This is a genomic window from Ewingella americana (assembly GCF_006438725.1).
In the GTDB taxonomy this organism is placed as follows: Bacteria; Pseudomonadota; Gammaproteobacteria; order Enterobacterales; family Enterobacteriaceae; genus Ewingella; species Ewingella americana_A.
On the sequence record NZ_RCZD01000009.1, the window covers coordinates 238,859 to 253,209 of the forward strand.

Here is a 14,351-nt window from a genome sequence, read left to right on the forward strand (position 1 = left end):
AACTTGAAGGGTCTTGGGATGTCAGATTTTAGATAAGTTAAAGGGCGCTTAGCGCCCTTTTATATTTTTGTCGTTTTGTCGCAGATGCCGCCGGTTTAATCCAAACGGCGGGCAAACTCTTTAACACGAAAGCCCAGCAGACCCAGTACGCCGAAATAGGCCACCACGCCGACGACAACAACCGCCAGCAGGCGAGCCAGACGATATGCCATTCCGCCAACATCCCACGCGGGCATAAAGTACATCATGCCTAACAGTGCCGCTGACATCACAACCACCGCGACAACCAGTTTGATAAGGAAAATTCGCCAGCCTGGCTGCGGTTGGAAGATATCCTGTTTGCGCAGTTGCCAATACAGCAAACCGGCATTCAGACAAGCGGCCAGACCGATCGACAGAGATAAGCCAGCATGCTTAAGCGGGCCGATAAACGCCAGGTTCATCACCTGCGTCGAAGCCAGCGTGATAATCGCTATCTTGACCGGTGTTTTAATGTCCTGACGGGAATAGAAGCCCGGTGCCAGTACCTTCACCACGATAAGTCCCATCAAACCGACAGAATAGGCCACCAGTGCGCGTTGGGTCATCAGGGCATCGAAAGCACTGAATTTACCGTACTGGAACAACGCCACGGTCAGCGGTTTCGCCAGAATCCCCAGCGCGACAGAACTCGGCAGCGCCAGCAGGAAGCACAGGCGCAGGCCCCAGTCCATCAGGCGGTTATATTCCATATGGTTGCCGCTGGAGAAGCTGCGCGCCAGTGAAGGCAGCAGGATGGTGCCCAACGCCACGCCGAGCACACCGGACGGGAACTCCATCAGGCGGTCAGCGTAATACATCCACGACACAGAGCCTGACACCAAAAATGAGGCGAAAATAGTGTTGATGATCAAAGAAATCTGGCTAACGGACACCCCGAGGATCGCGGGTCCCATCTGGCGCATCACCCGCCAGACCCCGGCGTCTTTCAGGTTAAGGCGCGGCAATACCAGCATGCCGATCTTCTTCAAATGTGGCAGTTGGTAACCCAATTGCAGCACACCACCGACCACTACCGCCCACGCCAGCGCCATGACCGGCGGATGAAAGTAAGGAGCAGCAAACAGCGAGAAGCCAATCATGCTGACGTTAAGAAACGTCGGCGCAAAAGCCGGGATCGAGAAGCGGTTCCAGGTATTGAGAATCGCCCCGGCCAGGGATGCCAGTGAGATCAGTAAAATATAGGGGAAGGTGACCCGCAGCAGCGCACTGGTCAGCGCGAATTTATCCGGGGAATCCACAAATCCAGGCGCGGTAATGTAAATCACCCATGGCGCGGCAAGCATGCCGAGGATAGTGACCAGCGCCAGGACCAGCGTCAGTAAACCGGAAACATAAGCGACAAACGTCCGCGTTGCCTCCTCACCCTGTTGGGTTTTGTATTCAGCCAGAATCGGCACAAAGGCCTGAGAAAATGCGCCTTCGGCAAAAATACGGCGCAATAAATTGGGAAGTTTAAATGCCACAAAGAAGGCATCGGTGACCATACCGGCACCAAAAACGCGCGCCACGATGGCGTCGCGGGCAAATCCTAATACACGTGAAAACATCGTCATGGAACTGACGGCGGCCAAAGATTTCAGTAGATTCATGTCATTTTTCTTAGTTGCCAGTGACTAAACAGCCACGCCTGCAGCAGCAGGCGTGGAGGCAAGAACCGGCAGGGTTCTAACGTGCGCCATAGTCTACGCATACCGAATGCAATAGCTACTGGCAGTTGTTATAGAATATTAACCACAGGCGTTTTGGCCGTTATTCCGTTACTTTTCAGAATATCACCGATAATACGCTGGGCGAAAATCCCCTGCTCACCGCTGGTTTGCGGAGCGGTTTGGTTGGCGATAGAGTCAATAAAATGTTTAATCGCGCCTTCAAATCCGCGCTGGGCCAGCGTGGTCTGCCAACTGGCAACGGGTAACTGGCTGACAATATCCTTTTTCTCTTCCTGCCACTGCTTCATATCACTGATCTGGTAGACCGCCCCCTGAGTGACTGCCTGGATGATTTCCCGCGAGCTGCCTGCCTGACGGTGCATCGAGGTCGTCACGATGCTGCCATGACAGTTGAAATGGTGCTCAGCGTAGATCAGTTGTTGCTGGTCGTTCACCGTGAGTTGCCCACTGAGCAAGTTTGCCTGACCGCCCGCCAACCAAAGTGCGGTATCCACCACGTGCAGGTAATCATCAAGCAGCGTGAAACGTAGATCGTTTGGCCCTACGCTGTCTGAACGGTGTTTATCCATGCGCACCGACGCCGTCGGTTGCTGCACGAGTTGCTGCTTCAACTGGACATAACGCGGGGCAAAACGTCGGTTGAAGCCCACCATCAGGGCTTTCCCTGCTTTTTGCGCCTGTTCAATCAGACACTCGGCCTGATCCAGTTCTGCCGCCAGGGGTTTGTCGACATACACGTGAACGCCCTGCTGTAACAACTGGCTGACCACATCAAAATGCGTGGCGGTGCTGCTGTGTACAAACACGGCGTCACACTGTGCCGCCAGTTCGTCCAGCCTTGGGAAACAGCGCATACGGTAGCTGTCACAAACTGACTGGGCCTTTTGCTGATTAGGCGAGAAGCCGCCCACCAGCGTCCAATTTTCTTCATGGCTGAGCACCGGCAGATAGGCTTTTTGCGCAATACCCCCCAGCCCGACAACGCCAATTCGTAATTTAGTCATCTGTTTTCCTTAGTCCGCCAGCCGTTCCAGCAGGTGATCCAGCCGCTGTTTCAGTTCAGCCACTTCAGTTTCAAGTACCGCAACACGCTCTTCAAGAGCAGAATTCCCCACCAGCGGTGCAACAAATACATCATCTTCAGCCGCTGTGGCGATGTTAGTGACTTCACCACTGAACAGGTGCATGAAACGGCTTTCACGTTTGCCCGGCTCACGCGTCAGACGCACACAAAAAGGGCCATCTTCACGATTTGCCAGCTCAGTGAGCGTTTGCTCGACTTCGCCGACATCCGTAAAATCGTGCAAACGATTAGTACGAGTTCGCAGTTCGCCCGGCGTCTGTGCACCGCGCAACAACAGGGTGGTGACGACCGCCACTTCCTGTGGTGAAAATTTCAGATTGCCGAATTCCGAATTACAAAAACGATGTTCATATTTCATCGTCCGGCTGCCGCTGAAGGTGCGGATGATGTGTTTGCGCAGCAGTAAATCCAATGTCTGCTGTACGTCATTTTCGCTCAGATCCATGACCGGTTCACGGTTGGTTTTCTGATTGCAGGCGGTGGTAAGGCCGTTGAGCGTCATCGGATACTGTTCTGGAGTAGTGAGCTGTTTTTCAAGCAAACACCCCACCACGCGGGCTTCTTTAGCACTCAATTCATGTTTCATGTGGCTTCCTTAACGAGAGGCTATCCATTCCTGATTAGTCAGGGCGGTCAAAATATGGTCTTGCCACTTACCGTCAATCAATAAGTAATCTTTGGCATACCCTTCACGCTCAAACCCCAGACGGCCGAGTAAATCCCCGCTGCGCTGATTGTGTGGCATATAGTTGGCCATAATGCGGTGCATTTTCTGCTGACGCTGCATATAGCGGATCAGCGATTGCAGCGCTTCAAACATCAGCCCCTGGCCCTGCCATTGCTCACCCAACGAATAGCCGAGGAAACAGGCATGGAAAGAACCACGTAGTACGTTGCTGAAATTTGCCACCCCCTGAACGTGATTTTCATCGGGATCGAGCAGAATAAAATAGTACGCATTGCCCTGTTTTTGCATCTCGGTGATAAGGCCAAGGCGGGCCTGCCAGCCGGACGGATAACAGTGACTCTCGTCTCTGACCGGTTCCCAGGGTTTCAGAAATGCACGGTTCTCAACGTAGTAATCCGCCATGCGATGCGCATCCCGTTCATGGACGAGACGCAGGACCATCCGGTCAGTGGTAAGCCGCACTCTAGGTGTGGCAGATTTATAGCCAAACATCCCTTCCCTCCACAGTCCGCATGGGTCGATAAGAAGTATTGATAGGAAACAAACCGCCGGGCCGGTCCGCCCGCCGACAAAGGTCAATTCTGCCAGTGTCTGCGCGGCTTGACGATAAAAAAATATTATCTATGTCGCACTATTCTATTGCTGGTTAGAGGTTCAGAATTATAACGCTACGATATCTACCATCAGCACCTGTCGGATCGGGTGCAAATAATCCTTCAGGTGAAGCATGTCATTGGTCTCGCAAGCTCGGAGCTTGGGTAAGTATTTTCTTCTATTAGATAATGCGTTGGTTATTTTAGGCTTTTTCATGGTTTTCCCCCTGATCTCGATCCACTTTGTTGATCAACTCGGTTGGGCCGCGATGGCCGTCGGGCTGGCCCTCGGTGCCAGGCAGTTAACCCAGCAAGGATTAGGTATTTTTGGCGGAGCCATAGCTGACCGCTTCGGTGCCAAGCCGATGATCGTTACCGGGATGTTGCTACGCGCGGCGGGGTTTGCCGCCATGGCCATGGCCGACGCGCCGTGGATCCTGGTAGCTTCCTGTGTCTTATCTGGTCTCGGCGGCACACTGTTTGACCCACCGCGTACGGCCCTGGTCATCAAGCTTACTCGCCCTCATGAACGCAGCCGCTTTTATTCATTACTGATGATGCAAGACAGCGCCGGTGCGGTGATAGGCGCGCTGGTTGGCAGTTGGTTGCTGCAATATGACTTCCATTATGTCTGCTGGGCCGGTGCCGCCATTTTCGTGCTTGCCGCCGCCTGTAATGCTTGGTTGTTGCCAGCGTACCGCATTTCTACTGTGCGCGCCCCGATGCGAGAAGGGATGATGCGCGTACTCCGCGACCGTCGTTTTGTAGGCTACGTACTGACGCTAACCGGTTACTATATGCTGACGGTGCAGGTAATGTTGATGCTGCCCATTGCCGTGAACGACCTCGCGGGCAGCCCGACTGCAGTAAAATGGATGTACGCCATCGAAGCGGCACTCTCTTTGACGCTGCTCTACCCGATTGCCCGCTGGAGCGAAAAACGGTTTCGCCTGGAACAACGGCTGATGTTCGGCCTGCTGATCATGACCCTCAGTCTGCTGCCGGTGGGTCTGGTGACATCCATCAATCCGTTGTTGCTGCTGATTGGTTTTTTCTACATCGGTTCGATTATCGCCGAACCAGCCCGTGAAACGTTGGGCGCATCGCTGGCCGATGCGCGGGCACGCGGCAGTTATATGGGGTTCAGCCGCCTGGGGTTGGCCCTCGGCGGTGCCATCGGTTATACCGGTGGCGGCTGGATGTACGACACCGGCCGCGCACTCGATTTGCCTGAATTGCCGTGGTTTTTACTCGGCATCGTCGGGTTTATCACGCTGACCGGCTTGTACTGGCAATTCAATTTACGCCGCATTGAACCGGCGATGCTTAGCGGGAATTAAACAACGAGCTGCCACCGCTGCCTCATGATGGCGGTTTGATCTCACTCCATTCTTTACCCATACTTCATAATGCATCGTAACCCGGCGGGTCTTTTCACTCACCCTACAGGCCCGCCACGGATAAAGGAGCACTGCAATATGAAACTCTACATCTATGAACATTGTCCCTTCTGCGTGAAAGCGCGCATGATCTTCGGTTTAAAAAACATTCCGATTGAAATCAAAGTCCTGCCAAACGATGACGAAAAAACTCCGATTTCGATGGTCGGTAAAAAGATGGTGCCTATCTTGCAGAAAAAAGATGGCAGCTTTATGCCCGAAAGCATGGACATTGTGCATTACATCGATAAAAGTGACGGCAAGCCCCTGCTGACCGGTGGAACCAATCCGGCGATTGCGGCCTGGCTGCGTCAGGTGTCTGAATATACCTCAAAACTGCTGCTTCCTCGCTTTGCCCAGGCACCGCTGGAGGAGTTCTCTACCCCTGTAGCCCGCAAGTACTTCACTGATAAAAAGCAGGCACAAATCGGTGACTTTAAAGAACATCTTCAGCATTCCGAGGGCCTGGTGAAAAAAATCAGTAATGACCTCCGTGCGCTGGACAAACTGATTGTTGAACCTAACGCCGTAAACGGTGAGTTATCAGAAGATGATTTCAGCCTGTGGCCGCTACTGCGCTCACTGTCGATTGTTCAGGGTGTTGAGTTACCCTCCCGCGTTCAGGCCTACCGAGACAATATGGCCAAGCAAACTCAGGTAAATCTGCTGACCAGTATGGCCAGTTGACCCTTTTAGCCGGGGGTTCCTCTCCGGCTACTTCTCTCCCGGCGCACCTTTTCCTCTTTTAATCCCTGCCTCGAGCACTTAGGCTAATCGGCGTTATCTGATTGGCATCCTGTTTTTAACAGACCATGCTGTATCAATTGCTGTAAATACCCAAAATAATTCGAGTTGCAGGAAGGCGGCAAACGAGTGAAGCCAGCTCCGCTGCAGCGTGAAGTATGACGGGTATTGCCGCGTTATGTCGCAGAGGAAACAATGAGAAAGCTATTTTTAGGGGCCGCTGCCCTGATGTTTGCCGGCCTGCTTGCCGGATGTAACCAGCTCACGCAATACACGTTAAGTGAGCAGCAAGTGAATGATTATTTGCAAAAGCATAATGATTTTCAGAAGCAGCTTGGCGTACCAGGTCTGGTAGATGCGAAAATTATCCTGACCAATCTCAATAGTCAGATTGGCCGTGCAGAACCTGGCAAAGTGACCCTAACGGGCAATGCCAGTGTGGATATCACCTCACTGTTCGGTCCGCAAAAAGCCGATATGACCCTGACGCTGAAGGCGCAACCTTCTTTCGATAAAGAGAAAGGTGCGATTTTCCTCAAGGATATGGAGGTTGTGAATTACACCATCAAGCCTGAAAAAATGGATTCTGTGATGAAAGGGTTGATGCCGTACCTCAACCAGTCGCTGAAATCCTATTTCGATCAGCAACCCGCGTATGTGCTCAATGGCGACCACAGCAAAGGCGAAGCGATGGCTAAAAAACTGGCCAAAGGTCTGGAAGTGAAACCGGGTGAACTGGTGATCCCTTTTACTGACTAAACTGTCCAGAATGCATAAAAAAAGCCCGGCATGAGGTTTCATGACCGGGCTTTTTATTTGTCACTTAAGAAGAATTACTGCTCGTCTTCTTCGTCGCCGTCGAGCTCCTGCGGTGCCGCTTCTTCCAGCTCATCACGCATTACCTGCAGCGCTTCACGGCTGATTTCAGCCAGCGTGCGGTAGAAACCACTGGTCGCATGGGCTTCTACTTTGCCTAAAAACTTCCCACACCATGGGAATAAAAATTCGTCAAACAGCGTGGTTTGCGCCACCACTTCATCTTCTGTTGATTGATCTTCCAGCCATGACGCCGCCAGCAGCATGGAACCAAAATGGTCAGCCGGCGTTTCGCCAAGCGGCATACCGCGCTGTTGCAGAAAAGTGCGCACATCAAGTTCACTGGCACCGTCAATATAGTCACTGCGATATGGCGATACGGCGCATTCAGCACCCACAAACAGATGGTTGAATTCAGCGGCCAGTGCCTGCGGATCGGCACTTTGCTGCAGGCGTTTCAGTAAGGCGTCCTGCTCCAGCGGCCAGTGCTCAAGCAGTTTCCCCTGCTGGATCAGGCTAAAAAGTGGCACCAACAGCGGATCTTGTGGCTGGCGGTAAAACAACGTGCCGAGTACGCGGCAAACAACGGAGAATTCATTCATATCGGCAACCTGTTAAATCTGAGAGAAAAAGGAGAGTTTAAGCGGCCGTGACAATGTCACAGTTCCGCTAATTCGGCAATGGGCGTACGACCGCGTTTTTCCAGAAAATCGAGGAACCGGCGCGGACTGACGTTCAGAATGCGTTCGTCAGGGAAACCCACGTCGCGCAGAATTCTTTCACAATGTTCAAACCCGCCCAGCGAATAGGCAATGTGGGAGTCAGACCCTAAGGCCAGCCAGCCACCGGCTTCTTTCACTGCTTGCACAATGGCGCGGCAATTCGGTTCACTGCCTTTGCGGGAATGCGTAAATGACGAGTTATTCAGTTCGAGCGCCACATCGTATTTGGCCGCAGCGGCTGCCACGGCAGCAATGTCTATCGGGTAACGCGGATTTCCGGGATGGCTGATGATATGTACCTCACCACCGGCCATGGCAGCGATCATAGCAGCCGTGTGCGTCTCTTTATCAGAAGGCGGCATCACCGGTTCGTGGAACCCGGCAATGATCACGTCGATAGCCGTCAGCATCGGACCGGTGCAATCAATGTCACCTTGAATATTTTTAATGTTCGACTCAATCCCGCGCAGAATGCCCACGCCATCCACCACTCGAGGCCAGACATGCATATTCATAAAGTGCCAGTAGTGCGGTGCGTCAGCCATGTCCGGGCCATGGTCAGTAATGGCAAACAGCTTGATGCCTTTTCCTTTCGCTTCATCTATATAGTCATGCAACGTGCTGTAGGCATGGGTGCTGGCGACGGTGTGCATATGTAAATCAACCGGATACGGCATGGTGGCTCCTTGGAATAAGCAGCCACAACGGCGATGTTCGCTGTGGCTGAAATAATTTTAGCAGACTCTTGAACTGATTAACGCGCCGGGTGTAGCACGCTTAATAGCCCCTGGCAAAGTCAACCAGTCCGGTCGGTGCCCGTCCCTCCTCCATCGCCATAATATTGGCAGCGATATTGTCCATCGCCTGTTCCGGTAAAGTATTGGCCCCGATATGCGGCGTAATGCTAACACGCGGATGTGACCAAAAAGGGTGCATGCCCGGAAGAGGTTCTTCGACAAATACGTCCAGCGTCGCGGCGGCGATTTTCCCGCTGTCGAGCGCACGCAGTAAATCCCCCTCGACCAGATGCATCCCGCGCGCAAGGTTGATCAGATAAGCGTTATCGGACAGATGGCTGAACAGGTTCTTATTGAGTATTCCTGCGGTTTGCGGCGTATTCGGCAACAGGTTGATCAGCAATTTGCAGCCGCTGGCGAAGTCGTGAAATTGTTCGTCACCAAAGTAGCTTTTAACGCCCGGAATATCTTTGAGGCTGCGGCTCCAGCTGCGTACCTGGAAATGCATACCGATCAGTTTTTCTGCCACACAACTGCCCAGTACCCCTGCGCCCAGAATACCGATGGTGAAATCACCGTGCTGATGCGGTGTGAGTGGACGCCACTGTTTTTGTTGCTGGAGCAGCTGATATTCATCCATGCGGCGGAAATAACGCAGCACCACTGCCAGTGCATATTCCTGCATTTGCAGTGACATCCCCGTGTCTTCGAGGCGCAGTAAAGGCACTCCCGGCGGTAATGTGCCCGGCTGACGTTGTTCCTGGGTGATGATCGCATCAACACCCGCGCCAAGGGCAAAGATACCTTTGAGAGTCGTGCGCGGTGCCAGCATCTCGTGAGGGGGTTGCCAGACCAGGGCGTAATCGGCCGGTTGAGTATCCCCCCGATGCCAGGCACGCACCTTGGCTTGTGGTAATCGTTTACTTATTCCGTCAATCCATTGCTTCGAATCAAATGTAGGGTGGTAAAAAATAATGTTCATCATGGTTTGCCTCCTAAGCCCTGATAGATTTCCTCGAATATCATCAGGATGCAACCCAAAGATGCAAAAAAGAACAGGCCCCGTGAAACGGAGCCTGTGTGGTCAATCATTGATGGCCTAAATAGAGCATGCTCTTCAGGCCGCAATCCGTTGGATCAGCCGACGCAGCAGCGGAATAAGCCCCACCAGCACCACGCCGGTTACCATCGATCCCCAACCCAGCGAGCTGAAGACCGAACTGTACCCAGGGTTAGTCAGAACCGGCGTACTTCCCGCATTTTCCGGCATCAGACCAGAAATATAGCTCGCGAGAACCGATGCCACGCCAGTCACCATCATCCAGCAGCCCATCATGACACCCTGATAACGGGCCGGAGCCAGTTTGCCGATCATCGCATAACCTATAGGCGAGATAAGCAGTTCGCCGATGCTTTGCAGAATGTAGCTGATGGCGATCCATTTAAACGCCACCAGACCATTGCCCCCGGCGAGGCTGATGCCCCATGGCAGCACCAGCATACCCAATCCCATGCAAAACAGTGAGGCGGAGAACTGCAGCGGAATATCCAGTTTCCAGCCGCGCTGACGCAGGCTTTTGAACCAAAGTGCCATCAGCGGGCCGCCCACTACGATCACCACGGTATTAATGTTTTGCACCCACTGTGGCGCAACGCGAATACCGTACACATTCAGATCAATGTTGTGCTCGGAAAACAGCATCAGGCCCATCGGGGCTAACTGATAAAGAGTCCAGAACACCAGCGAACCCAGTGCCAGAATCAGATAGGCTTTCATACTGCGGCGTTCGTTGCGTTCGCGATGGCGGAAGGTGATCAGCGTCATCACGATGAAAATCAATATGCCGAGTACGACCACAAAGTAGCTGCTGAATTCGGCATGTGTCAGCATCACGCGGATGACCGGCACCAGCACAATCAATACGGCGATGCCTGCCGCCATGCGGCGCATAAACTGACTGCGGCTGACCTCTTTAAGTGGCGTACTGATATCGGCCAGAATGCGCCAGCGTGTAAAGGTCACGATAATCGCCAGCACATTGCCCAACGTGGCGAACAGGAACAGAGCTTGATAGTTTTCGCTCAGTTGGAAATAACCAGCGACGGCAAAACCAATAAAGAAACCCAGATTCATCCCCGCATAATTCCACAGGAAAGCTGACTCACGGCGGTCATCGTCCGGTGCAAAACGCTGGGTTAACATCATGTTCAGGCAGGTGACATTCAGACCGCTGCCGGTCAGGAACATCGCCAGCCCCCAGTACAGACCGGCCACACCTTCCATAGCAATCAGCCCGCAGCCAAATACCTGCAACACCATACCGAGGACAAACAGGTTTCGGTTACTGAGATAGCGCCCGCCAAGATAACCGCCAAACATATGCAAACCATAATTGAACGCACCGAACACCCCCATGATGGCATTGGCGTTCGTTTCGCTAAAACCCAGACGCTTGGTTGCATACAGCACCAGTGTTGAGTACAACACCGCAAAACCCAGCGTTGAAAAGGTTTGAATAAAAAATAGTGCGCCGGAACCTGCAGGAATAACCGACCGGTGCGCATGGTGCGGCGATGCCGCATTTTGTGAATGGCTCAAGTGTGACCCCATCTTGTATTTAACGTTGAGTAAACAAAATACGATCCGCCATACCCTTCTTTTTGTGTGGTTTTTTATGAGGCAAGTCGCTGAAGGGCATTGTTATACCCCCGCGACTTTCATTTTTCACAACATATTTTGCTATTTCCTTTGTCTGTTAACTGTTTGCGGGATAATTATGCTCTTGCACCATTCGACTTATTATTTGCTCACAGTTATTAGTAAAACTAATAATGAGAAATTACTGCCTGGATTTGTTCGGCCTTCCGCCATTTTTTGCTCTGTAAATCAGCAAATTGCTTTAAGTTTGATTAAACGGATTGATTCCTGAAAAAGAGTGTTGACGCTGGCGCTGCTTTTCCCTACATTAGCGCCGGTCAGCAGCGCTACGGCGGTGTTCGACTTACGGTGAGGTGTCTGAGTGGCTGAAGGAGCACGCCTGGAAAGTGTGTATACGCTAACGCGTATCGAGGGTTCGAACCCCTCTCTCACCGCCATATAAAAACAAAAAGGCCCAGATGAAAGTCTGGGCCTTTTTGTTTTTATATTTTGGCCCCATGATGATCTGTGCAAAAAATCTGATCACTGCATCAACAAACAACACTATTCTCGCTTTTAATCAAGATTGCCCATGACTTAACCACCTGAGCCCAATCCGGCAAATTTTTCTTGACCCATCAGACGGCTCTCCCTATAGTAGCGCCCCGTCACACCGCACAGCGATGTGACGACTACGGTGAGGTGTCTGAGTGGCTGAAGGAGCACGCCTGGAAAGTGTGTATACGCTAACGCGTATCGAGGGTTCGAACCCCTCCCTCACCGCCATATAAAAGCAGAAAGGCCCAGATGAAAATCTGGGCCTTTCTGCTTTGGCTTCATGATGACCTGTGCAAAAAACAGGCTAACCCCCTGCCCAAACCCGGCAAACCGCCCTTCTCATTGATTTATATCTACGACGTTATGAGCAAAAAGGCGTATGGTCGCCCAATAGCCGACGACGGGTCTGTCGCACCCGCCCTAATCAATGATAGTTGTCAGGTGGCCCAAGTTGTTATGAATACGTCCGCAAATCGTCCTCTTCGTCTCTTCAGCGCCCTCATCGACGCCTGTATCAGTGAAAAATATACCATTCAACGTCTGCTAAAAGATGCCATTGCCGGTGTCACCGTCGGGATCATCGCCATCCCGCTGGCGATGGCACTGGCTATCGGCAGCGGCGTTCCACCGCAATACGGCCTTTATACAGCCGCCGTCGCCGGGATTATTATTGCCATCTGTGGTGGCTCTCGGTTCAGCGTCTCCGGCCCCACTGCCGCCTTCGTGGTAATTCTTTATCCGGTATCACAGCAGTACGGCTTGTCCGGTTTACTGCTGGCAACGCTCATGTCTGGGGTGATGCTGGTGATCATGGGCCTCGCGCGGTTTGGCAGGCTGATTGAATATATTCCGCTACCGGTGACGTTGGGTTTCACCTCGGGGATCGGCATCACTATCGGCACCATGCAGATAAAAGATTTCTTAGGGCTAAGCGTAACGACGATGCCAGAACATTACGTCGGCAAAGTCATGGCTCTGGTTCAGGCGATGCCGACACTGGATATCGGCGACGCGCTGATTGGTATCGTGACGTTAGGGGTTTTGGTGCTGTGGCCAAAACTTGGACTGCGCGTGCCCGGACATTTACCTGCACTACTGGCAGGTTGTGCGGTGATGGCGGTCTTCATGCAGATGGGTCATCCGGTAGCGACCATTGGTTCTCGCTTTCATTATCTGTTGCCAGACGGTTCACAAGGCAGCGGTATTCCGGCCATCCTGCCACAGTTCACCCTTCCATGGGCCGCAACTGGCGGACACGGGCTGAGTCTTGATCTGGTTCAGGCTCTGTTGCCGGCCGCATTTTCGATGGCGATGCTGGGTGCGATCGAATCCTTGCTTTGCGCCGTGGTGCTCGATGGTATGACTGGCAAAAAGCATCACTCGAACAATGAGCTGATCGGTCAGGGTATTGGTAATATCATCACCCCATTCTTCGGCGGGATCACGGCCACGGCGGCGATTGCCCGATCGGCTGCTAATGTGCGCGCAGGTGCAACCTCACCGGTTTCGGCCATTATTCACTCACTGTTGGTCATTCTGGCGTTGCTGGTTCTGGCCCCGTGGCTTTCATGGTTGCCACTGGCTGCCATGGCCGCCCTGCTGCTGATGGTCGCGTGGAATATGAGTGAAGCGCATAAAGTGATCAACCTTCTGCGTCGTGCGCCGAAGGATGACATTCTGGTGATGCTGACCTGCATGAGCCTCACCGTACTGTTTGATATGGTGATGGCAATCACTGCTGGGATTGTGATGGCGTCGTTGCTGTTTATGCGCCGCATTGCCAAGATGACCCGCCTGACCGATGTCCCTGGTGAATACGGTGCCGACGAGTGCGTTCTGCGCATCAGCGGCCCACTGTTTTATGCTGCTGCCGAACGCATTTTCACTCAACTACCTGCACGCAGTGGTCACGCAAAACGCATTATTCTGATTTGGGACCGCGTAGCGCTGCTAGATGCCGGGGGTCTGAGCGCCATGCAACATTACATTGAAGGGCTGCCAACGGGCGTGGAACTGGTGATCACTGACATCCCGTACCAGCCACTGAAAACGCTGGCCCGGGCGGGTGTACAACCTATCCCAGGACGTCTCAGTTTCTACGGCTCACTTTCAGAAGCGCTGATGGACCCACAACCGCGCTGATCGTGACCGTTGATAAGCGCGGAAAGTAAAAAGGCGACCTTTATGGGGTAATGCCGATCGTTTAAGAGTACTTGAACGATCCTGCCAGTAAGAGACAATCCGGGAACAGCCTTCTGTTCCCGGATTTTTTATGTCTGAAGATGACATGGATTTTGTTGTTGATGCTTTCTCCTCTGAGAKCGATGCCTTTTCACGTTCACTTGACCCTCTCTGGATCCACCAGGCCCTGACTGCCTGCCAGAAGGCCAGTATTCGCAGGCGTCGTCTGCCTGCTGAGCAGGCTGTATGGCTCATCCTGATGATGGGGTTGTTGCGTGATTTATCCATCAAAGATGTCTGCCATCATCTGGATATTGTCATTCAGCCCGATTACGGTTATCAGAGTCTTGCACCCAGTGTTTTAACCGCTGCACGCCAGCGGCTGGGAGAAGCGCCACTTCGCTATCTTTTTCATGCCTGCAACGAAGCATGGCAGCCC

General features: G+C 52.8%; 13 protein-coding genes and 2 tRNA genes. 7 read left to right on the top strand and 8 right to left on the bottom strand.

Annotated elements, in window-relative coordinates; genetic code table 11:
- Positions 1-95: 95 nt before the first annotated feature.
- The 4 genes from murJ to rimJ form a co-directional block, all read right to left on the bottom strand.
- Positions 96-1,631 (bottom strand): murein biosynthesis integral membrane protein MurJ, encoded by a 1,536-nt coding sequence (murJ, locus tag EAH77_RS17400; protein WP_140474069.1) that lies wholly within the window; start codon positions 1,629-1,631, stop codon positions 96-98.
- Between the two features lie 128 nt (positions 1,632-1,759).
- Positions 1,760-2,716: a Gfo/Idh/MocA family protein gene (locus tag EAH77_RS17405; protein WP_140474070.1), complete on the bottom strand. Its 957-nt coding sequence runs from the start codon at positions 2,714-2,716 to the stop codon at positions 1,760-1,762.
- 9 nt (positions 2,717-2,725) lie between these two features.
- Positions 2,726-3,382 carry a DUF480 domain-containing protein gene (locus tag EAH77_RS17410; RefSeq protein WP_140474071.1) on the bottom strand — a complete coding sequence of 219 codons (657 nt, stop codon included), beginning with the start codon at positions 3,380-3,382 and terminating at the stop codon, positions 2,726-2,728.
- 9 nt (positions 3,383-3,391) lie between these two features.
- A complete protein-coding gene (gene rimJ, locus EAH77_RS17415) occupies positions 3,392-3,976 on the bottom strand; it encodes a ribosomal protein S5-alanine N-acetyltransferase (protein ID WP_140474072.1) in 585 nt (194 codons plus the stop codon).
- 235 nt (positions 3,977-4,211) lie between these two features.
- Here rimJ and mdtH point away from each other — a divergent pair, with 235 nt between their 5' ends.
- From mdtH to EAH77_RS17430, 3 genes are all read left to right on the top strand, one after another.
- On the top strand, positions 4,212-5,417 hold the full coding sequence (gene mdtH, locus EAH77_RS17420; RefSeq protein WP_140474073.1) for a multidrug efflux MFS transporter MdtH: 1,206 nt from the start codon (positions 4,212-4,214) through the stop codon (positions 5,415-5,417).
- 138 nt (positions 5,418-5,555) lie between these two features.
- A complete protein-coding gene (gene grxB, locus EAH77_RS17425) occupies positions 5,556-6,203 on the top strand; it encodes a glutaredoxin 2 (protein WP_140474074.1) in 648 nt (215 codons plus the stop codon).
- Between the two features lie 252 nt (positions 6,204-6,455).
- The gene (locus EAH77_RS17430) at positions 6,456-7,019 is read left to right on the top strand and encodes a lipoprotein (RefSeq protein ID WP_140474075.1); all 564 of its coding nucleotides are present in this window, start codon (positions 6,456-6,458) and stop codon (positions 7,017-7,019) included.
- Positions 7,020-7,093: 74 nt separating this feature from the next.
- Here the strand turns inward: EAH77_RS17430 and EAH77_RS17435 are convergent, their stop codons facing one another.
- From EAH77_RS17435 to EAH77_RS17450, 4 genes are all read right to left on the bottom strand, one after another.
- Positions 7,094-7,678, bottom strand: a complete 585-nt coding sequence (locus EAH77_RS17435) for a TorD/DmsD family molecular chaperone (protein WP_140474076.1) — start codon at positions 7,676-7,678, stop codon at positions 7,094-7,096.
- A 56-nt stretch (positions 7,679-7,734) separates the two neighbouring features.
- The gene (locus EAH77_RS17440) at positions 7,735-8,475 is read right to left on the bottom strand and encodes a phosphatase (RefSeq protein ID WP_140474077.1); all 741 of its coding nucleotides are present in this window, start codon (positions 8,473-8,475) and stop codon (positions 7,735-7,737) included.
- 100 nt (positions 8,476-8,575) lie between these two features.
- Entirely contained in the window at positions 8,576-9,517 is a 942-nt protein-coding gene (ghrA, locus tag EAH77_RS17445) for a glyoxylate/hydroxypyruvate reductase GhrA (protein WP_140474097.1), read from the bottom strand.
- 135 nt (positions 9,518-9,652) lie between these two features.
- A complete protein-coding gene (locus EAH77_RS17450) occupies positions 9,653-11,134 on the bottom strand; it encodes a peptide MFS transporter (RefSeq protein ID WP_241673479.1) in 1,482 nt (493 codons plus the stop codon).
- A gap of 407 nt (positions 11,135-11,541) precedes the next feature.
- On the opposite strand from EAH77_RS17450, the gene EAH77_RS17455 reads away from it, so the two are divergent.
- From EAH77_RS17455 to EAH77_RS17470, 4 genes are all read left to right on the top strand, one after another.
- A tRNA-Ser gene (locus tag EAH77_RS17455) sits at positions 11,542-11,631 on the top strand.
- Positions 11,632-11,869: 238 nt separating this feature from the next.
- Positions 11,870-11,959 (top strand) — tRNA-Ser (locus EAH77_RS17460).
- A gap of 228 nt (positions 11,960-12,187) precedes the next feature.
- Positions 12,188-13,873, top strand: coding sequence for a C4-dicarboxylic acid transporter DauA (gene dauA, locus EAH77_RS17465; protein WP_140474079.1), 1,686 nt, complete (start codon positions 12,188-12,190; stop codon positions 13,871-13,873).
- Between the two features lie 130 nt (positions 13,874-14,003).
- A partial coding sequence (locus EAH77_RS17470; RefSeq protein WP_170215680.1) for a transposase domain-containing protein occupies positions 14,004-14,351 on the top strand: 348 nt, incomplete at its 3' end.

Excerpts from the sequence above, each read along its gene's own strand:
- rimJ (WP_140474072.1), bottom strand. The coding sequence starts at position 3,976 with ATGTTTGGCTATAAATCTGCCACACCTAGAGTGCGGCTTACCACTGAC.
- ghrA (WP_140474097.1), bottom strand. The coding sequence starts at position 9,517 with ATGAACATTATTTTTTACCACCCTACATTTGATTCGAAGCAATGGATT.
- EAH77_RS17430 (WP_140474075.1), top strand. The coding sequence starts at position 6,456 with ATGAGAAAGCTATTTTTAGGGGCCGCTGCCCTGATGTTTGCCGGCCTG.
- mdtH (WP_140474073.1), top strand. The coding sequence starts at position 4,212 with ATGTCATTGGTCTCGCAAGCTCGGAGCTTGGGTAAGTATTTTCTTCTA.
- EAH77_RS17435 (WP_140474076.1), bottom strand. The coding sequence starts at position 7,678 with ATGAATGAATTCTCCGTTGTTTGCCGCGTACTCGGCACGTTGTTTTAC.
- grxB (WP_140474074.1), top strand. The coding sequence starts at position 5,556 with ATGAAACTCTACATCTATGAACATTGTCCCTTCTGCGTGAAAGCGCGC.
- dauA (WP_140474079.1), top strand. The coding sequence starts at position 12,188 with ATGAATACGTCCGCAAATCGTCCTCTTCGTCTCTTCAGCGCCCTCATC.
- murJ (WP_140474069.1), bottom strand. The coding sequence starts at position 1,631 with ATGAATCTACTGAAATCTTTGGCCGCCGTCAGTTCCATGACGATGTTT.
- EAH77_RS17440 (WP_140474077.1), bottom strand. The coding sequence starts at position 8,475 with ATGCCGTATCCGGTTGATTTACATATGCACACCGTCGCCAGCACCCAT.
- EAH77_RS17405 (WP_140474070.1), bottom strand. The coding sequence starts at position 2,716 with ATGACTAAATTACGAATTGGCGTTGTCGGGCTGGGGGGTATTGCGCAA.
- EAH77_RS17410 (WP_140474071.1), bottom strand. The coding sequence starts at position 3,382 with ATGAAACATGAATTGAGTGCTAAAGAAGCCCGCGTGGTGGGGTGTTTG.